The sequence below is a fragment of the Streptomyces altiplanensis genome (assembly GCF_053591575.1).
Window position 1 is genome coordinate 65,378 of the sequence record NZ_JBSFUB010000019.1, and the last position, 18,266, is coordinate 83,643.

The 18,266-nt window shown below is 72.2% G+C and carries 15 protein-coding genes; 3 read left to right on the forward strand and 12 right to left on the reverse strand.

The annotated features are described in order from the left end of the window. The first annotated feature begins 24 nt into the window (after nt 1-24). Nucleotides 25-939 carry a hypothetical protein gene (locus tag ACWD0Y_RS12300; RefSeq protein ID WP_450260285.1) on the forward strand — a complete coding sequence of 305 codons (915 nt, stop codon included), beginning with the start codon at nt 25-27 and terminating at the stop codon, nt 937-939. Nucleotides 940-1,423: 484 nt separating this feature from the next. Here ACWD0Y_RS12300 and ACWD0Y_RS12305 read toward each other — a convergent pair whose 3' ends face one another. From ACWD0Y_RS12305 to ACWD0Y_RS12315, 3 genes are read right to left on the reverse strand one after another with little or no spacing between them, the layout of a single operon-like run. Next, complete coding sequence (locus ACWD0Y_RS12305) at nt 1,424-1,732, reverse strand: AzlD domain-containing protein (protein WP_093798697.1); 309 nt, start codon at nt 1,730-1,732, stop codon at nt 1,424-1,426. Continuing rightward, entirely contained in the window at nt 1,729-2,469 is a 741-nt protein-coding gene (locus tag ACWD0Y_RS12310) for an AzlC family ABC transporter permease (protein WP_450260286.1), read from the reverse strand. The genes ACWD0Y_RS12305 and ACWD0Y_RS12310 overlap by 4 nt, the downstream gene beginning before the upstream one ends. A 10-nt stretch (nt 2,470-2,479) precedes the next feature. Continuing rightward, on the reverse strand, nt 2,480-3,439 hold the full coding sequence (locus ACWD0Y_RS12315; RefSeq protein ID WP_450260287.1) for an AraC family ligand binding domain-containing protein: 960 nt from the start codon (nt 3,437-3,439) through the stop codon (nt 2,480-2,482). 91 nt (nt 3,440-3,530) lie between these two features. Here ACWD0Y_RS12315 and ACWD0Y_RS12320 point away from each other — a divergent pair, with 91 nt between their 5' ends. Then, nucleotides 3,531-8,165, forward strand: coding sequence for an ATP-dependent helicase (locus ACWD0Y_RS12320; RefSeq protein ID WP_450260288.1), 4,635 nt, complete (start codon nt 3,531-3,533; stop codon nt 8,163-8,165). Between the two features lie 55 nt (nt 8,166-8,220). Beyond that, nucleotides 8,221-9,030, forward strand: a complete 810-nt coding sequence (locus ACWD0Y_RS12325; protein WP_450260289.1) for an Fpg/Nei family DNA glycosylase — start codon at nt 8,221-8,223, stop codon at nt 9,028-9,030. 123 nt (nt 9,031-9,153) lie between these two features. Here the strand turns inward: ACWD0Y_RS12325 and ACWD0Y_RS12330 are convergent, their stop codons facing one another. The 9 genes from ACWD0Y_RS12330 to ACWD0Y_RS12370 form a co-directional block, all read right to left on the reverse strand. Beyond that, nucleotides 9,154-9,486, reverse strand: a complete 333-nt coding sequence (locus ACWD0Y_RS12330) for a hypothetical protein (RefSeq protein WP_450260290.1) — start codon at nt 9,484-9,486, stop codon at nt 9,154-9,156. Nucleotides 9,487-9,618: 132 nt separating this feature from the next. Then, complete coding sequence (locus tag ACWD0Y_RS12335; RefSeq protein WP_450260291.1) at nt 9,619-10,089, reverse strand: Dps family protein; 471 nt, start codon at nt 10,087-10,089, stop codon at nt 9,619-9,621. A gap of 175 nt (nt 10,090-10,264) precedes the next feature. Then, on the reverse strand, nt 10,265-10,645 hold the full coding sequence (locus ACWD0Y_RS12340) for a helix-turn-helix domain-containing protein (protein WP_093798702.1): 381 nt from the start codon (nt 10,643-10,645) through the stop codon (nt 10,265-10,267). A gap of 109 nt (nt 10,646-10,754) precedes the next feature. Further along, nucleotides 10,755-11,273, reverse strand: coding sequence for a CinA family protein (locus ACWD0Y_RS12345; protein WP_450260292.1), 519 nt, complete (start codon nt 11,271-11,273; stop codon nt 10,755-10,757). A gap of 86 nt (nt 11,274-11,359) precedes the next feature. Then, entirely contained in the window at nt 11,360-12,013 is a 654-nt protein-coding gene (gene pgsA / locus ACWD0Y_RS12350; RefSeq protein ID WP_450260293.1) for a CDP-diacylglycerol--glycerol-3-phosphate 3-phosphatidyltransferase, read from the reverse strand. After that, nucleotides 12,010-13,503, reverse strand: a complete 1,494-nt coding sequence (gene rimO, locus ACWD0Y_RS12355) for a 30S ribosomal protein S12 methylthiotransferase RimO (protein WP_450260294.1) — start codon at nt 13,501-13,503, stop codon at nt 12,010-12,012. Before rimO ends, pgsA begins: the two co-directional genes overlap by 4 nt. 113 nt (nt 13,504-13,616) lie before the next feature. After that, on the reverse strand, nt 13,617-14,450 hold the full coding sequence (locus tag ACWD0Y_RS12360) for a helix-turn-helix domain-containing protein (protein ID WP_450260295.1): 834 nt from the start codon (nt 14,448-14,450) through the stop codon (nt 13,617-13,619). Nucleotides 14,451-14,639: 189 nt separating this feature from the next. After that, nucleotides 14,640-17,456: a DNA translocase FtsK gene (locus ACWD0Y_RS12365; RefSeq protein ID WP_450260296.1), complete on the reverse strand. Its 2,817-nt coding sequence runs from the start codon at nt 17,454-17,456 to the stop codon at nt 14,640-14,642. A gap of 119 nt (nt 17,457-17,575) precedes the next feature. Continuing rightward, nucleotides 17,576-18,262 (reverse strand): response regulator, encoded by a 687-nt coding sequence (locus tag ACWD0Y_RS12370; RefSeq protein WP_450260297.1) that lies wholly within the window; start codon nt 18,260-18,262, stop codon nt 17,576-17,578. Nucleotides 18,263-18,266 lie beyond the last annotated feature (4 nt).

An 18,266-nucleotide genomic window follows, 5' to 3' on the forward strand; every position in this document is an offset into this window, starting at 1 on the left:
GCTTTCCGTCCTACGGTCGTCTTCATGGCTGGAACCGGAGCATCTCCCCTCGCGCGCGCCGAGCACTTCGTCTGGCTGACGGCCCGTGTGCTCGAACAACGGCGGTTCGCCCACCACTTCCTGGACGACGGTGCCGATGCGGTCGAAACGGCGCTCGCCCCCTATCAGGGCGAGGACGGCGGTTACGGCCATGCCCTGGAGCCCGGTCTGCGCGGTCCCGTGAGCCAGCCGGCGCACACCGCTCACGCGCTGCGTGTCCTGGACTCCATCGGCCGGTGCGAGGGCCCCCGGGTGGAGCGGCTGTGCCGCTACCTGTCCGGTGTGTCGACGAAGGAGGGGGCGCTGCCCGCCGTGCACCCTTCGCTGCGCGGCTGTCCGGCCGCGCCGTTCGTCCCGGTCGTCGACGACCCTCCGGGCGATCTGCTCGCGACGGGTCCCGTGGTGGGGCTGCTGCACCGCAACGAGGTGTGGCATGCGTGGCTCTTCAGGGCCACCGACTTCTGCTGGGCCGCGATCGAGGCGCTGGAGGAGTCCCACCCCCATGAGGTCCAGGCCGCGGTCGCCTTCCTGGACGGCGTGCCCGACCGGACGCGGGCCGGGGCCGCCGCGGACCGGCTCGGCCGTCTCGTGCGCGATCAGCGGCTCGTGGTGCTGGATCCGGCGCGGGCCGGGGAGCAGCCGGTCGCGGCGGGGTACGCCCCGGGCGAGCACCACTTCCCGTACGACTACGCCCGTACGCCGGGATCGCTCGCCCGGAACTGGTTCACCGACGAGGAGATGAACCGCTCCCTGGACTTCCTCGCGGCCGAGCAGCGGGAGGACGGGGGCTGGCCGGTCCGCCGGCGGGAATGGGCACCGGGGGCCGTGCTGGAGTCGCGTCCGATCGTGACGATCGACGCGCTGCTGACGCTACGGGCGTACGGACGCGCCGTCGGCTGACCTCGGCGCGGGCGGCGTCCCGCAGCGGCGGGCGGCGGGGCGACGCCGCGCGGGGGCCGGGCCGATGCCGGGCCGCGCGGTGGTCTTCGCGAGTCGGCTGCCGACGGTGCCGGGGTGCGGGCCGGGCACGGCGCGGTGGCACGGCGCTCCTGCCGCCGCGAGGAACGTGCGGAGGGGGTCGAGGAGTACCGGGCGATCTTCGGCCGGTCGATCAGTGCGGCGCTCTTGCGGCTGCTCCCGCCGGGGCGTGGGAGATGGAATCCGGGCAGTACGTCGTCGGGCCTGCGCCGCCCGGGCGGCACAGGCCGCACGCGCGCGGGATCCCGGTGGCGGCACGACCTCTCCCGGGCGCTACGGAATTTGGAGAATCCGTTCGGTGTCGCGTCACACTGCCCACGACACCCGGGTGTGACGGACACGGGCCTTCCAGGGCACTGCCCAGGCCCGTGTCCGCACTCCCGGCGATGTGCCGCAGCGGCGGGTGTCAGCCGGCGATCGCCCGCACACCCGCCGTGACGACCACCGCGGCCCCGACCACGACGAGGAAGGGGGCGCGCAGGACGAGCGCGAGCGCTGCCGCCGCGAGGCCGGCGCCCCTCGCGTCCAGCACCAGCTGCTGGCCGGTGCCGAAGGTCTGCTGGGCGGTGAGCGCGGCGAGCAGGGCCACCGGCAGGAGGGCGGCCAGACGCTTCACCAACGGGCGTTCCAGGGCGCCGGCCGGCACCAGCAGGCCGAGCAGTTTGACGAGGTAGCAGCCGACAGCGGTGGCGCCGATCGCGATCCAGACGCTCATCGTCCCTCCTCCTTCGCGGTACGGCGTGCCCCGCGGCCCCGGACGCAGAGCACGGCGGGCGCGGCGAGCGCGGCCACGAGCACCGGCACCCCCGCCGGCAGCACCGGCAGGAACCCGAGGGCCAGAAGCACCGCGAGCCCCGCGACGGCCCGCTCCGTGGCGCTGCGGAGCATGGGCGCCAGCAGGGCGAGGAAGACGGCGGGACCGGCGGCGTCCAGGCCCCACGCGTCGGTGTCGCCGATGGCCTCCGCGCCCAGTGCGCCGATCAGGGTGGTGAGGTTCCACAGGACGTACAGAGTCAGTCCTGTGACGGTGAAGCCCAGCCGGGCACTGCGGCGGGAGGGCTGGGCGAGCGTCACGGCCGTCGTCTCGTCGATCACCCAGTGCGCGGCGAAGGGACGTACGGAACGCGGGAGCGCCAGCAGCTGGGACAGCCGCAGTCCGTAGAAGGCATTGCGCACGCCCAGGAAGAAGGCCCCCGCGGCGGCGGTGAACGGATTGCCGCCCACCGCGAGCGCCCCGACGAGCGCGAACTGCGAGGCTCCGGTGAAGACGAGAAGGCTGAGCGCGCACGTCTGGAGGAGGCTGAGACCCGCCCCCGCGGAGGTCACGCCGAAGGCGAAGCCGGAGAGTCCGACGGCGACGCCCACGCCGAGCGCGTCACGGACAACGGCGCTGTCCGGTTTGGCCGCGGGTGGTTCTGTACGTATCGCTGGGGATCCTGTCTGTTCTGCCACGCCCGGGACACTACGACGCGTGGCCGCGACCGGTCTTGTACGTTCTTGCGCGCTCCCGCTGGTAGGCACCGGGCGGCACCCCGACGATCCGGGTGAAGTGCCGGTTCAGATGCGGCTGGTCGCTGAACCCGACCGCGACGGCGGCCTCCCCGGGCGCCGTCCCGGCCTCCAGGAGCCGCCGGGCGGTGCGCACGCGCGCGTTGGTGAGCCAGGTGTGCGGCGGCATGCCGTACGCCGACTTGAACGCGCGCAGGAGCGCGAACGGACCGGTCCCGAGTTCGTGCGCCAGCTGTTCCAGGGAAGGCGGCTCGGCCATGCGCTCCTCCAGGAGGCTCTTCGCGAGGGCCGCCGTGCGGGCGCCGGCCGCGCTCGGCGCGCGTGCGGGAAGACTCTGGCCGTGCCGGCGCAGCAGCCTGGCCACCGCGATACGGAGCACGCTGTCGGCGGCGAGCGCGTTGCCCTCCTCGGCCGCCCGGTGGACTGCGCGGATGAGCCGCGCGGTGTCGGCGTCCTCGACGATGGTCTCCGCGAAACCGGCCGTTCCCCGCAGGCTCGTCGTCTCGTCGGCGATGCCGGCGACCACCTGCGCCGAGGGGTACAAGGTGGCGTACGACCAGCCCTCGGGCACACCGGCGCGGGCGGAGTGCGGCACCTCGGGGTTGATCATGACGACGGTTCCGGGGCGGGCCTTGATCGTGCCCTGCGGCATGACCACGTCCTCGATCCCGCGGAAGACCGCGCCGAGGACGAATCCCTCATGGCTGTGGCGCGAGAAGGAGTGGCGCACATAACGGGCCCGCAGCAGGTCGAGGCCGGGCACTCCCGGGTACTGCCAGTGCCGCGCCCACTCCTCCTTCCCGGCGGCTGTCTCCCGCGTCTGCCCCGTCTCCTCCGTCTCCCCCGACTCCCTGGCCCCCTTTGCCTCTTGTTCCTCTTCGACCTCACGGACCTTTCGCTCCTCCGTCGCCATAAAGCCATTCTGCGCCCGTCCCACACGCCGTTGACCTGCGCATCCACGGTCTGGACACCCGTTGTCAGTGGTCGGGTGCACGATGGTGGGCATGGCCAGGACTGCACTCGACTCCTTCTCCCCCGCGACCCGCGGTTGGTTCGCCGGGGCCTTCAGCGCGCCCACCGCGGCGCAGGAAGGCGCCTGGCAGGCCATCTCCGAGGGATCCGACGTCCTGGTCGTGGCCCCGACCGGCTCCGGGAAAACCCTGGCCGCCTTCCTCGCCGCTCTCGACGGCCTGGCGTCCGAGCCCCCGCCCGCGGACCCCAGGCAGCGCTGCCGCGTGCTGTACGTATCGCCGCTCAAGGCCCTCGCGGTCGACGTCGAACGCAACCTCCGCAGCCCGCTCACCGGCATCCGGCAGGAGTCCGTACGCCTCGGGCTGCCCGAGCCGGACGTGCGCGTCGGTATCCGTTCCGGCGACACCCCCGCCGCCGAGCGGCGGTCGCTGGCGACCAAACCGCCGGACATCCTCATCACCACGCCCGAGTCGCTGTTCCTGATGCTCACGTCTGCCGCGCGCGACGCCCTGACCGGTATCGAGACGGTGATCCTGGACGAGGTGCACGCCGTCGCGGGGACCAAGCGCGGCGCACATCTCGCCGTGTCCCTGGAGCGGCTGGACGAACTGCTGCCGCGGCCCGCCCGTCGCATCGGCCTGTCGGCGACGGTCCGGCCGGTGGACGAGGTCGCCCGCTTCCTCTCCCCGCGGCGCCGGGCCGCGATCGTGCAGCCGCCCTCGGGCAAGGAGTTCGACCTGTCGGTGGTCGTCCCCGTGGAGGATCTGGGCGAGCTCGGCGGCGCCCCCGCCAAGGAGGACGACGCGGGCGACAAGCCGTCGATCTGGCCCCACGTGGAGGAGCGCATCGCCGACCTCGTCCAGGCCCACCGCTCGACGATCGTCTTCGTGAACTCCCGCCGCCTCGCCGAGCGCCTGTGCAACCGGCTCAACGAGATCGCGTACGAACGGGCCACCGGCGAACCTCTGCCGGAGCACCACTCCCCCGCCGAGCTCATGGCCGAGTCCGGCGCCGCCAGGGGCGCTCCGCCCCTGCTCGCCCGCGCCCACCACGGCTCCGTCTCCAAGGAGCAGCGCGCCCAGGTCGAGGAGGACCTCAAGGCGGGCCGGCTGCCCGCGGTCGTCGCCACCTCCAGCCTGGAGCTCGGCATCGACATGGGCGCGGTGGATCTCGTCGTCCAGGTCGAGTCACCGCCTTCCGTCGCCTCGGGCCTCCAGCGCGTCGGCCGCGCGGGGCACCAGGTCGGCGCGGTCTCCACCGGCGTCGTCTTCCCGAAGTACCGGGGCGACCTGGTCCAGTCGGCCGTCGTCACCGAGCGCATGCGCAGCGGTGCCATCGAGGCGCTGCGCGTCCCCGCCAACCCGCTCGACGTCCTGGCGCAGCAGCTCGTCGCCATGGTCTCCCTCGACACCTGGCAGGCCGACGACCTGCTCACCGTCGTCCGCCGCGCGGCCCCTTTCGCCTCGCTCCCGGAGTCCGCCTTCACGGCGGTCCTCGACATGCTCGCGGGCCGTTACCCGTCCGACGCCTTCGCCGAACTCCGCCCCCGCGTCGTCTGGGACCGCATCGCCGGTACGGTCACGGGCCGCCCCGGCGCGCAGCGCCTCGCCGTCACCTCCGGCGGCACCATCCCCGACCGCGGTCTCTTCGGCGTCTTCCTGGCCGGAGCCGACCCCAAGAGGGGCGGCGGCCGCGTCGGCGAGCTCGACGAGGAGATGGTCTACGAATCCCGGGTGGGCGATGTCTTCACCCTCGGCACCACCTCGTGGCGCATCGAGGACATCACGCGCGACCGCGTGCTGGTCTCCCCGGCTCCCGGCGTCCCGGGCCGGCTTCCCTTCTGGAAGGGCGACCAGCTGGGCCGCCCCCTCGAACTGGGCCGCGCGCTCGGCGCGTTCCTCCGTGAGGTCGGCTCGCTCACCCCCGAGGCAGCCCGGCTGCGCCTGACCGCCGCCGGACTCGACGACTGGGCCGCCGACAACGTCCTGTCCTACCTCGACGAGCAGCGCCGCGCCGCCGGTCATGTCCCGGACGACCGCACCATCGTCGTGGAGCGGTTCCGCGACGAGCTGGGCGACTGGCGCGTCGTCGTCCACTCCCCTTTCGGCGCCCAGGTGCACGCCCCCTGGGCCCTGGCGCTCGGCTCCCGCCTGACCGAGCGGTACGGCATGGACGCCCAGGTCATGCACGCCGACGACGGCATCGTGCTGCGCCTGCCCGACGCGGACCTGATGGGCTTCGACCTCCTCGACGCCGAACCGTCCCGGCAGAGCACGGCGTTCGACAGCGACCAGGCCCCGCTGGGCGCCGCTGACGTCGTCTTCGACAAGGGCGAGGTCAACCAGGTCGTCACCGACCAGGTCGGCGGCTCCGCGCTCTTCGCCGCCCGCTTCCGCGAGTGCGCCGCCCGCGCCCTGCTGCTGCCGCGCCGCAGCCCCGGCAAGCGCACACCGTTGTGGCAGCAGCGCCAGCGCGCCTCCCAGCTGCTCCAGGTCGCCTCGGAGTTCGGCTCCTTCCCGATCGTCCTGGAAGCCGTGCGGGAGTGCCTCCAGGACGTCTTCGACGTCCCCGGCCTCACCGAGCTCATGGGCGACATCGAATCCCGCCGTGTCCGGCTCGTCGAAGTCACCACCCCCGAGCCGTCCCCCTTCGCCCGCTCCCTCCTCTTCGGTTACGTCGCCCAGTTCCTGTACGAGGGCGACTCCCCCCTCGCCGAGCGGCGCGCCGCCGCGCTCTCCCTGGACTCCCGGCTCCTGGCCGAGCTGCTCGGCCGGGCGGAGCTGCGCGAGCTCCTCGACGCAGACGTCCTGACCGAGCTGGAGCAGGAGCTCCAGTGGCTCGCCGAAGACCGCCGTGTCAAGGACATCGAGGGCGTCGCCGACGCCCTGCGGGTCCTGGGCCCGCTCACCGACTCGGAGCTGGTGGCTCGCGGCGCCGAACCGGAGTGGGCCGAAGACCTGTCGGCCGCCCGCCGGGCCATCCGCGTCCGTATCGCGGGGGCGGACCACTGGGCGGCCGTCGAAGACGCGGGCCGGCTGCGCGACGCGCTGGGCACCGCGCTCCCCGTCGGCGTACCGGAGGCGTTCACCGAGCCGGTCAAGGACCCGCTCGGAGATCTGCTGGCCCGTTTCGCCCGCACCCACGGTCCCTTCACCTCAGCCACGGCCGCCGCGCGCTTCGGACTGGGCGTGGCGGTGACGGACGGGGCCCTGCAACGCCTCGCCGCGGGCGGCCGGGTCGTACAGGGAGAGTTCCACCCGGCCGGGATCGGCCAGGAGTGGTGCGACGCGACGGTGCTGCGCCGCCTGAGGCGCCGGTCCCTCGCCGCCCTGCGCCACGAGCTGGAGCCGGTTCCGCCCGCCGCGCTCGCCACGTTCCTCCCCCAGTGGCAGCACCTGGGCAGCAGCAGCCTGCGCGGCATCGACGGACTGGTGCGCGCCGTCGAGCAGTTGCAGGGCGCCTCCGTCCCCGCCTCCGCACTCGAAAAGCTCGTCCTGCCGTCCCGGGTGGCCGGCTACTCGCCCGCCATGCTCGACGAGCTCACCACCACCGGCGAGGTCCTGTGGGCCGGATCGGGCGCCCTGCCCGGAAAGGACGGCTGGGTGTCCCTCTACCTCGCCGACGCGGCCCCCCTGCTCCTCCCCCAGCCGCACCCCCTCGACCTCACCGCGCTCCACGAGTCCGTCCTCACCGCCCTCTCCGGCGGGTACGGCCTGTTCTTCCGCCAGATCGCCGACCAGGTCCGCGCCACCACCCATCCCGACTGCACCGACCCCCAGCTGGCCGACGCCCTCTGGGACCTCGCCTGGTCCGGCCGCCTCACCAACGACACACTCGCCCCCCTGCGCGCCCTCCTCGGCTCGGGTCGTACGGCGGGCTCCACCGCCCACCGCGCCAAACGCACGGTCCCGCGCGGGCGTTACGGCACTCTCGGCGCGGTTGCCCGCCCCGCCTCCCGCACCGGCCCGCCCACGGTCTCCGGCCGCTGGTCCCTGCTCCCCGCCCACGAGCCGGATCCGACCCACCGCGCCCACGCGCTTGCCCGTACGCTGCTCGACCGGCACGGCGTGGTCACGCGCGGCGCGGTCGCCGCCGAGGGCGTCGAGGGCGGCTTCTCCGCGACGTACCGCGTCCTGGCCGCGTTCGAGGACAGCGGCCAGGCACGCCGCGGTTACGTCGTGGAGGGCCTCGGCGCCGCCCAGTTCGCGATGGACGGCGCGGTCGACCGGCTGCGCGCGGCGGCCACCGCGCGCGAACGCGCGGACACGGACTCCCCGAACCGGGCGGTGGTCCTGGCTGCCGCCGACCCGGCCAACGCGTACGGCGCGGCCCTGCCCTGGCCCGAACCGCCGTCCGACGCGGGCCACAAACCCGGTCGCAAAGCCGGGGCCCTGGTCGTCCTCGTCGACGGCGAGCTGACCCTCTACATGGAGCGTGGCGGCAAGACCCTGCTGGCCTGGCCCACCGATCCGAACGACCCGTCGGCCTCCGACCCCCGCCTCACTGCGGCGGCCGAAGCCCTGGCGACGGCAGCCGGGCGGGGCGCCCTGGGCACGGTCACGGTGGAACGCACCAACGGCGCCCCCGCCCTGACCTCCCCCCTGGGCCGGATCCTCGAAGCAGCAGGCTTCCACCCCACCCCCAGGGGCCTCCGCCTCCGCCCCTGACGCACCCACCGCCGCCCCGCTGCCCCGCCGTCCCCCGACCCCGCATCATGGACCCATGCCCGAAGGAGACTCCGTCTGGCAGGCCGCCCAGCGCCTGCACACCGCCCTCGCCGGGCACGTCCTCACCCGCGCCGACCTCCGCGTCCCCCGGTTCGCCACCGCCGATCTGACCGGCCGCACCGTCCTGGACGTCACCCCTCGCGGCAAGCACCTCCTCACCCGCGTCGAAGGCGGGCTCACCCTCCACTCCCACCTCCGGATGGACGGCGCCTGGAAGATCTACACCCCCGGCGAACGATGGCGCGGCGGTCCCGCCCACGAGATCCGCGCCATCCTCGCCACCGCCGGGCACACCGCCGTGGGCTACCGCCTTCCGGTGCTCGAACTGATCCGGACCCCCGACGAAGCCGGCATCGTCGGTCACCTCGGCCCCGACCTCCTGGGCCCGGACTGGGACGCCGGCGAAGCGCTCCGCCGCCTCCTGACGGACCCCGCCCGCCCCCTCGGCGAAGCCCTTCTCGACCAGCGCAACCTCGCCGGCATCGGCAACATCTACAAGTCGGAGCTGTGCTTCCTCGCCAGCGTGACCCCCTGGCTGCCCATCGGCGCTCTCCCCGCCCCGGAACGCCTGGTCGCTGCCGCTCAGCGCGTCCTGGAGGCCAACCGGGACAACCCGGGACGCCGCCGCACCACCCTGCCCGCCCTCACCGCGCCCCTCTACGTGTACGGCCGCTCCGGCCGCCCCTGCCTGCGCTGCGGCACCCCGGTCCGCCAGGCCGACCAGGGCGACGGCACTCGCCTCCGCCCCACCTACTGGTGTCCCCGCTGCCAGTCCGGCCCGGCTCCCGGCCGGCCCGGCCTCTGACCGACGCGCCCCCTGACCGACACGGCGCACTCACGTCGCCGCACTCGGATCCGCGCATCCGAACGAAGCCACGCATCCGGATCGCGCACACGGTCCTCCACCCTGCCCCGGATGCCTCCGGCCTCAGGGCGGCGGGCCAGGTCCTCCGCCCGAGCGGCGGCGTCGCAGCGCCCTGGCCACCATGAGCGGCCATACCCCGGCAACCCTGCCCAGCCCCGGCACAAGCCCGTACCCCCGCGGACGCCCCGGACCCCCACCCGCCGCGGCCGCCGGCACCACATGGACCGGCAGCAGGCTCAGCCCCCAGCCGCCCGCCGCCACCACGCCCTCGACCACCCCCGCCTGCTCCGGCAGCAGCACGAGCCGCAGTACGGCCCACCACCACACCGCGCCGAACGCGCACACCAGCGGAAGAACAAGCAGAGCCCCGCGTCCCCGGAAGCCGCGCCATGCCATGGCTGCCTCCTCCAACCGACGCGTCAGGCGCCAGACGCTAGACGGGTCCCCTCACACGGCGGGAGGGCGCACCGGAAGCACACCCGGCGCACCCCCGGCGCACTCACCCGCCCCAGGCACCACCCGCACGCTCTACGCAGTCTCGGCCTGGAACATCCAGGCATGCTTCTCCAGGTCCGCGGTCAGCCCGATGATGATGTCCTGGCTCACCGGATCCGGCTCGCCGGTCGCCTCGATCCGCTCCCGCATGCGCCTCACCACGACACCGAGCGCGTCCACCAGGATCCGCACGGCGTCGACATCCTTGATCCACCCCGACGGCACCTCCGGGATCGCCGTCGCCCGCGCCACACTCGCGGACCGCCCGTCCGGATTGACGCCCAGCGCCGAGGCCCGCTCGGCGACCGAGTCGGAGTGCAGCCGCGCCGTGTCGACCACCTCGTCGAGCTGCAGATGTACGGACCGGAATCGCGGCCCCACCACGTTCCAGTGGACCTGCTTGGCCACCAGTGAGAGATCCAGCAGGTCCACGAGCGCGCCCTGCAGGGCCTCGCCCACCACCTTGAGCTCCGCCTCGGGCAGGGTGCTCTTCACGACAGACATCCGTTTCCTCCTCAGGAACCGACGAACCGACCCTTCACAGCCTTCACCACCATGGCACATATGGAACAAAACGGTCACTCAAGGGCAGGAAAGAGCCCCGGGGGGTCCTTGAGGACCCCCCGGGGCTCGTTCGCACATCTCAGCCGCACTCAGGCGGCGCAGCCAGACACCACCATCAGGCGGCGACCACATCCACCGCTTCCGCGGGTGCCGTGATCGTCACCCGTTCCTGTGGCACACCTGCCACTGACGTCACCGAAACGGAATTGAGCATCGGGCGTACCGGTGGACGCACCGGCTCGCTCGCAGCCGACTCCGCCAGCTCGGCCAGCGACAACTCATCACTCACTTCGCGCATGAGCTCGGACATCCGTACGTCAAGCGCGTCGCAGATAGCGGAGAGCAGTTCGGAGGAAGCCTCCTTCTGCCCCCGCTCCACCTCGGATAGATAGCCGAGTGAGACTCGGGCGGACGAGGAGACTTCGCGCAGAGTACGGCCCTGGCGTTGGCGCTGCCGACGCAGCACGTCACCAAGCAGGCGACGGAGCAGAATCATCGGTGGCTCCCTCCTCGGACCGCGTAGCCGCATCCTTCACGCCCCACCGTACCGCCTTGCGCTGCGGCCGTGCGGGGAGCGATGTCGTGTTCACTCAGGGCTGCAAACATCAATTCCCCCCGTTCTGTTCCGTATCCTGTGCCCGCGCATTTTCCTTCAGTTCGCCGGAGAGCATGGTCAACGCGCTCCGTACGCTCTCCCTACGAATTACCGCCCGGTCCCCGTTCAACCTCAACGGGGCGACTTTCCCGCTGCCGTCCGGCCCCGCGACCGCCACGAAAACCGTCCCGACGGGCTTCCCGTCCTGCGCCTCGGGCCCCGCGACACCCGTGGTCGCGATTCCCCAGCCGGCCCCGAGCACCTGCCGCACCCCGGCCGCCATCTGCCGCGCGACCTCAGGATCCACGGCCCCGCGCTGCTCCAGAAGAGCCGCGTCGACCCCGAGGACGTCCCGCTTCAGCTCCGTGGAGTACGCCGTGACGGACCCGCGGAAGACCCGCGAAGCGCCGGGTACGGACGTCAGTTCGGCCGCCACCAGACCGCCGGTGAGCGATTCGGCGACGGCGAGCGTCTCGCCCCGCCCGGCCAGCATCTCCAGCACCTCGGCCGCAACGGTCCCAGTGTTCACCGCGCTCACACCGGCCCCACTGACTCCACCAGCCGCAGCAGTACCCGTCGCACCACCAGCCGCACCCCCGGCAGAGCAGCCCCGTGTCACCGGGACACCCCCGCCGCGATACCGGCCCGCCGCAGCACCACGGCCTGACGCACATAGTCGAGTCCGGTCACCACCGTCAGCACGACCGCCGCCGCCATCACCCAGAACCGCAGCGTCGCGAGCGGCCCGGTCAGCGCCAGCACGTACATCCCGACCGCCACACCCTGCATGAGCGTCTTCATCTTGCCGCCGCGGCTGGCCGGAATCACCCCGTGCCTGATCACCCAGAAGCGCAGCACCGTGATGCCCAGCTCCCGGAAGAGAATGACGCCCGTCACCCACCACGGCAGGTCCCCGAGCGCCGACAGGCAGATCAGCGCCGCGCCCATGATCGCCTTGTCGGCGATCGGGTCGGCGATCTTCCCGAAGTCGGTGACCAGGTTGTACGTACGGGCCAGATGCCCGTCGAAGATGTCGGTGATCATCGCGACGGCGAAGGCCGCCCACGCCCACGCGCGCCAGGCCGGGTCGTACCCGCCGTCCTGGAGCATCAGCATCACGAAGCCGGGCACGAGCACCAGCCGCATCATGGTCAGGACATTGGCGATGTTCCACAGGCTGGCCTGGTTGACGGCCGCAGCGCCCAGCTTGCCGCCGGGCGCCGGCTTCGCGCCGGTTCCGCCCGCGGCGGATGCCGGGACTCCGGTCATCTGCCTGCCTCCTCGTCGGGGGTCTGGGGGTCGCCTCCCAGAAGGTCGTAGGGTTCCGCCACCAGGTCCACGCCTTCGGCGGCGACCACCTTCGCCATGACCATACGGCCGACCGCGAGCCCCTGGCCCGTCGTGAAGAGCACCTGGCCGTCCGTCTCGGGCGCCTGGTGTGCCGCCCGGCCCACCGCGCCGTCCTCGCCGTCGACCGACTCGACCAGCACCTCGACCGTCTCGCCGAGCCGCTCCTCGGCCCGCTGGGCGGTCAGCTCGTCGGCGAGGCGCGAGATGTGCTCGAGGCGTTCGGCGATGACGTCGGCGTCCAGCTTGTTCTCGTACGTGACCGCCTCGGTGCCCTCCTCGTCGGAGTACCCGAAGACGCCGATCGCGTCCAGTCGCGCACCCGTGAGGAAGCGCTCCAGCTCGCCGAGGTCCGCCTCGCTCTCGCCGGGGAACCCGACGATGAAGTTGGACCGGACACCGGCCTGCGGCGCCTTGTTGCGGATCGTCTCCAGCAGCTCCAGGAAGCGGTCGGTGTCACCGAAGCGCCGCATCGAGCGCAGCACACCGGCCGCCGAGTGCTGGAAGGACAGGTCGAAGTACGGCGCGATCTTCGGCGTGGAGGTCAGTACGTCGATCAGGCCGGGCCGCATCTCCGCCGGCTGCAGGTAGCTGACCCGCACCCGCTCGATGCCGTCGACCTCCGCCAGCTCCGGCAGCAGGGTCTCCAGGAGCCGGATGTCGCCGAGGTCCTTGCCGTACGACGTGTTGTTCTCGGAGACCAGCATGATCTCCTTGACGCCCTGCTCGGCCAGCCAGCGCGTCTCCCCCAGTACGTCCGAGGGGCGGCGCGAAATGAACGATCCGCGGAACGACGGAATGGCGCAGAAGGAACACCTGCGGTCGCACCCGGACGCGAGCTTCACGGACGCGACAGGGCTCTTCCCGAGACGCTGCCGCAGCGGCGCACGCGGCCCCGATGCCGGCGCGAGGCCGTCGGGCAGGTCCTCGGGCGGCGTGTCCTGCGCGTGCCCGGGCAGTGCCACGTCGGAGGCGTCCTGGCGCTCGGCGGGGCTGATGGGCAGCAGCTTGCGCCGGTCGCGCGGGGTGTGGGAGGCGTGGATGCCACCGTTGAGGATGGTCTGGAGGCGGTCGGAGATGTCGGCGTAGTCGTCGAACCCGAGTACGCCGTCGGCCTCGGGCAGTGCCTCCGCCAGCTCCTTGCCGTACCGCTCGGCCATGCAGCCCACGGCGACGACGGCCTGGGTCCTGCCGTGGTCCTTCAGATCGTTGGCTTCCAGCAGGGCGTCGACGGAGTCCTTCTTGGCGGCTTCGACGAATCCACAGGTGTTGACGACGGCGACGTCCGCGTCCGAGGCGTCCTCGACGAGGTGCCAGCCGTCCGCTGCCAAGCGGCCTGCCAGCTCCTCCGAGTCCACCTCATTACGGGCGCAGCCGAGAGTGACAAGGGCGACGGTGCGGCGTTCGGGCATGGACTCAAGACTACTTTGTCCCGGCGCGCGCCCCCGCCCCGAGGGTTCGCGGGGGCCGGGGCCCGGAATTCCGGGCCCCGGCCCCGGCCGTCCTGCCCCTGCCCGGCCTCCGGTCAGCCGACGCCGACCCCCGGGTCGCCCCTCGTGTACGTCAGCCGCTGGACCTGCCCCGCCTCGAACTTGTTCCCGACCTCCTTGCCGTTCACGAACAGCTGCATCGCCCCGGCGTCACCGAGCACGAGGTCGATCTTCTCCTTGTCCGTGAAGGTCTTGGACTCGCCCTGGAGCAGGAGACCGTCGAAGAGCAGCCTGCCGTTGTGGTCCTTCGCCGAGATCCAGCTCTTGCCCTCCTTGGCGGTGAGGGCGACCGTCACCTGGTCGGGCGGGACCGCCGCGATGGCGCTGTCCGACGGGTCGGGCTTGGGGTCGGCGGGCTTGGTCGGGGTGGGCTTGCCGGCCGGTTTCGCGGGGGCGGGCGTGGAGCCTTCGGCGACGTCCACCGAGCCTCCGCTGCCGTCGGCGCCGTTGAAGAGCGTGAAACCGACGAAGCCGACGACGGCGACGATGGCGGCGACCATCGCCGCGGTCCAGTTGGGGCGGCGCGACTCGGGACGAATCCGTTCCGCCTCGAAGAGCGGTGCTGCGGGCGTGGGCTCGGGACGGCCGCCGTGCGCGGCGTCGTACTGCGCGACCAGGGCGTCAGGATCGAGACCGACGGCGCGAGCGAGCATACGGATGTGTCCGCGTGCGTACACGTCGCCGCCGCAGCGGCTGAAGTCGTCCTGCTCGATCGCGTGCACGATGGGGACGCGCACCCGGGTCGAGCCACTGACCTCGTCGACCGTCAGGCCCGCGGCCACCCGGGCCTGCTGGAGTGCGCGTCCGATCAAGAGCCGGTCGTCTTCGATCGAAGGCCGGTCGTCTTCGGGAGATTTGCCGATGGACACGGGGGCGCCTTTCGAGCGTGAGCCACCTGCTGGCTGTTCAGTCTAGGGGGGGTACGAAAGCCTGGGGCAACTGGGAGGGCGGACTTTGTACGCCATCAGAACCGCCTGACAGCCCGATGGTGACACCATTTGTCTCTCCCTCCCATCAACTGGACGTATGAACAACAGAAACGGTTGCCCACCGCCCCCTTACGGGTGAGCGTCCCCTCGGATCACCGCGAGCACCCCGTCCAGTTCATCCGGTTTCACCAGTACGTCGCGCGCCTTGGAACCTTCGCTCGGCCCGACGATGTTCCGGGACTCCATCAGGTCCATGAGCCTGCCCGCCTTCGCGAAACCGACACGCAGCTTCCGCTGGAGCATCGAGGTCGAGCCGAACTGCGTGGACACCACCAGCTCGGCCGCCTGGCACAGAAGGTCCAGGTCGTCGCCGATGTCCTCGTCGATGTCCTTCTTCTTCGCCGTCCCGACCACGACGTCGTCCCTGAAGACCGGCGCCATCTGGTCCTTGCAGTGCTGGACGATCGCCGCGACCTCGTCCTCCGTCACGAAAGCGCCCTGCATACGGGTCGGTTTGTTGGCACCCATCGGCAGGAAGAGGCCGTCGCCCTTGCCGATCAGCTTCTCGGCGCCCGGCTGGTCGAGGATGACCCGGCTGTCCGCGAGCGAGGACGTCGCGAAGGCCAGCCGCGAAGGCACGTTCGCCTTGATCAGGCCGGTGACGACGTCCACGGAAGGACGCTGGGTGGCGAGTACCAGATGGATACCCGCGGCGCGGGCCAACTGGGTGATGCGGACGATGGAGTCCTCGACGTCACGCGGCGCGACCATCATCAGGTCCGCGAGCTCGTCGACGATCACGAGCAGGTACGGGTACGGCGACAGCTCCCGCTCGCTGCCCTCCGGCGGCTTCGCCTTCCCGCTGCGCACCGCCTGGTTGAAGTCGTCGATGTGCCGGTAGCCGTACGCCGCCAGGTCGTCGTAGCGCAGGTCCATTTCCCGTACGACCCACTGGAGCGCCTCGGCGGCCCGCTTGGGGTTGGTGATGATCGGCGTGATCAGGTGCGGAATGCCCTCGTACGCCGTGAGCTCGACCCGCTTCGGGTCGACCAGCACCATCCGTACGTCCTCGGGGGTCGCCCGCACCATGATCGAGGTGATCAGGCAGTTGATGCAGGACGACTTTCCGGATCCGGTGGCGCCCGCGACCAGGACGTGCGGCATCTTCGCGAGGTTGGCCATCTCGTAGCCGCCCTCGACGTTCTTGCCGAGCGCGACCAGCATCGGGTGGTCGTCCTCGGCGGCGTCCGCGAGCCGCAGCACGTCGCCCAGCTTGACCATCTCGCGGTCGCTGTTCGGGATCTCGATGCCGACGGCGGACTTGCCGGGGATCGGGCTGATGATGCGTACGTCCGGACTGGCGACTGCGTACGCGATGTTCTTGGCGAGCGCCGTGATCCGCTCGACCTTCACGGCCGGGCCCAGCTCCACCTCGTACCGCGTGACCGTCGGCCCCCGGGTGAAGCCGGTGACGGCCGCGTCGACCTTGAACTCCGTGAAGACGTTCGTCAGTGAGGCGACGACGGCGTCGTTGGCGGCGCTGCGCGTCTTGCCGGGGCCGCCGCGCTCCAGCAGGTCCAGCGAGGGCAGGGAGTAGGTGATGTCGCCGGCGAGCCGGAGCTGCTCGGCACGGGGCGGCAGCGGCTGGGGCTCCGCGGGGGGTGCCTTGGTCAGATCCGCCACCTTCCCCCCGGACACGGAACCGGACGCCGGACCGGACGCGGACTCCGGCCCGGAAGCCGTCGCGCGCTCCGCCCTCCCGGCGCTCGCGCGCGCGGAAGGAACGGCGGCGGGACGCTCGGTGGAGACACCCTGCGTCAGGTCCGCCACGAGGGCCGAGGGCGGCAGTCCGTTCAGTACGGCGCCGTCCAGCGCGGCAGCGGCGGCCGCGGCCACGTCCACGGCGTCCATGGAACGCGCGGACGCGGACTGCGCGGCGGGGGTGGCAGAGGACCTGCGGGGCCGGCGGCGCGTGAGTGCCTCCTCCTCGGCGAGGTCCGCGTCGTAGACCGCGGGCGCTTCACCCCGGCGCGCGGCCGGACGGCGCGCGCCGGCGGGGAGCGCCTGGCGCCACTGCTCCTCGTACCGCTCGTCGTCCTCGAACTCCTCCGGAGGCATCGGGAGGATCCCCAGCATGATGCCGAGCTGTCGCAGCCGCTGTGGGATGGCGTTGACCGGCGTAGCGGTGACGACCAGCAGCCCGAAGACGGTGAGCAGCAGCAGAAGAGGTACGGCGAGGACGCTGCCCATGGTGAAGACCAGCGGTGCGGAAGCGGCCCAGCCGATCAGACCGCCGGCGTCCCTCAGCGCCTCGATGCCGTCGTCGCGTGCGGGCGATCCGCAGGCAATGTGGACCTGCCCGAGAACACCGATGACGAGGGCGGAGAGCCCGATCACGATCCGGCCGTTGGCCTCGGGCTTCTCCGGATGCAGGATCAGCCGTACGGCGACGGTGCCCAGCAGTATCGGCACCAGCAGGTCGAGCCGCCCGAAGGCGCCGGTCACCAGCATCTCGACGAGGTCGCCGACCGGGCCGCGCAGCTGTGCCCAGGTGCCGGCGGCGACGATCAGCGCGAGTGCGAGCAGGAGCAGCGCCACGCCGTCCTTGCGGTGCGCCGGGTCGAGCCCCTTCGCACCATGCCCTATTCCGCGGAACATCGCGCCCACACCGTGCGCCGTCCCCAGCCAGAGGGCGCGGACGAGCCGGTACACGCCCGCGGTGGGGGACGGCGCCGCCTTGGGGGCGGGCCTGGCCGCCGCCCTCTTCGCGGGCACCTTCTTCGCGGGCACCTTTTTTACGGGTGGGGACTTCTTCGCGGCGGTCTTCTTCGCGGCGGTCTTCTTGACGGGCGCCGCTTTCTTCGCGACGCCGGGGGTACGGCCGGCGCGCGGCTTCGCGGTGCCCGCCGTGCCCTGGGAACCCTTGCCGGACGTACGTGAGGCCATGGTGGTGAGGTTACCGGTGCGGGCCGCGACGGACACGTGTGCCCACCGCTTCACCCGTTCGTGTCGTGGAGCGGAAGGCCGGAAACTGACGGCGCCTCATGCGGCTCCACCGTGTCCGGTCAGTTCTGCGAAGGGAAGGGCGGCGCAGCGCCGTTGGTGCCCGGTTCGAGCGCGTCGAGCGCCCGGCGCAGGCCGGTGAGTTTGCGCTCCAGGTGAGCCGCCGTCGCGACGGCCGCGGCGTCCGCGGACTCGTCGTCGAGCTGCTTGGAGAGCGCCTCGGCCTGCTCCTCGACCGCCGCGAGGCGTGCCGAGAGTTCGGCGAGGAGGCCGGCAGGCTCCCTCGTGTCGCCCACACCGCCCGCCTGGCCGCCGCCCTCCAGCTGGAGGCGCAGCAGCGCGGCCTGCTCACGCAGTTGGCAGTTCTTCATGTACAGCTCGACGAAGACCGAGACCTTGGCGCGCAGCACCCATGGGTCGAACGGCTTCGAGATGTAGTCCACGGCGCCCGCCGCGTAACCCCGGAAGGTGTGGTGCGGGCCGTGGTTGATGGCGGTGAGAAAGATGATCGGGATGTCCCGGGTCCGTTCTCGCCGCTTGATGTGCGCGGCGGTCTCGAAACCATCCATGCCCGGCATCTGGACGTCCAGCAGAATGACCGCGAAGTCGTCCGTCAGCAGCGCTTTGAGCGCTTCCTCCCCTGACGATGCCCGTACCAGTGTCTGATCCAGCGCAGAGAGGATGGCCTCCAGCGCCAAAAGATTCTCCGGCCGGTCATCGACCAGGAGGATCTTGGCCTTCTGCACCATGGCC

Excerpts from the sequence above, each read along its gene's own strand:
- ACWD0Y_RS12300 (WP_450260285.1), top strand. The coding sequence starts at position 25 with ATGGCTGGAACCGGAGCATCTCCCCTCGCGCGCGCCGAGCACTTCGTC.
- ACWD0Y_RS12305 (WP_093798697.1), bottom strand. The coding sequence starts at position 1,732 with ATGAGCGTCTGGATCGCGATCGGCGCCACCGCTGTCGGCTGCTACCTC.
- ACWD0Y_RS12315 (WP_450260287.1), bottom strand. The coding sequence starts at position 3,439 with ATGGCGACGGAGGAGCGAAAGGTCCGTGAGGTCGAAGAGGAACAAGAG.
- ACWD0Y_RS12320 (WP_450260288.1), top strand. The coding sequence starts at position 3,531 with ATGGCCAGGACTGCACTCGACTCCTTCTCCCCCGCGACCCGCGGTTGG.
- ACWD0Y_RS12325 (WP_450260289.1), top strand. The coding sequence starts at position 8,221 with ATGCCCGAAGGAGACTCCGTCTGGCAGGCCGCCCAGCGCCTGCACACC.
- ACWD0Y_RS12330 (WP_450260290.1), bottom strand. The coding sequence starts at position 9,486 with ATGGCATGGCGCGGCTTCCGGGGACGCGGGGCTCTGCTTGTTCTTCCG.
- ACWD0Y_RS12335 (WP_450260291.1), bottom strand. The coding sequence starts at position 10,089 with ATGTCTGTCGTGAAGAGCACCCTGCCCGAGGCGGAGCTCAAGGTGGTG.
- ACWD0Y_RS12340 (WP_093798702.1), bottom strand. The coding sequence starts at position 10,645 with ATGATTCTGCTCCGTCGCCTGCTTGGTGACGTGCTGCGTCGGCAGCGC.
- pgsA (WP_450260293.1), bottom strand. The coding sequence starts at position 12,013 with ATGACCGGAGTCCCGGCATCCGCCGCGGGCGGAACCGGCGCGAAGCCG.
- rimO (WP_450260294.1), bottom strand. The coding sequence starts at position 13,503 with ATGCCCGAACGCCGCACCGTCGCCCTTGTCACTCTCGGCTGCGCCCGT.
- ACWD0Y_RS12365 (WP_450260296.1), bottom strand. The coding sequence starts at position 17,456 with ATGGCCTCACGTACGTCCGGCAAGGGTTCCCAGGGCACGGCGGGCACC.
- ACWD0Y_RS12370 (WP_450260297.1), bottom strand. The coding sequence starts at position 18,262 with ATGGTGCAGAAGGCCAAGATCCTCCTGGTCGATGACCGGCCGGAGAAT.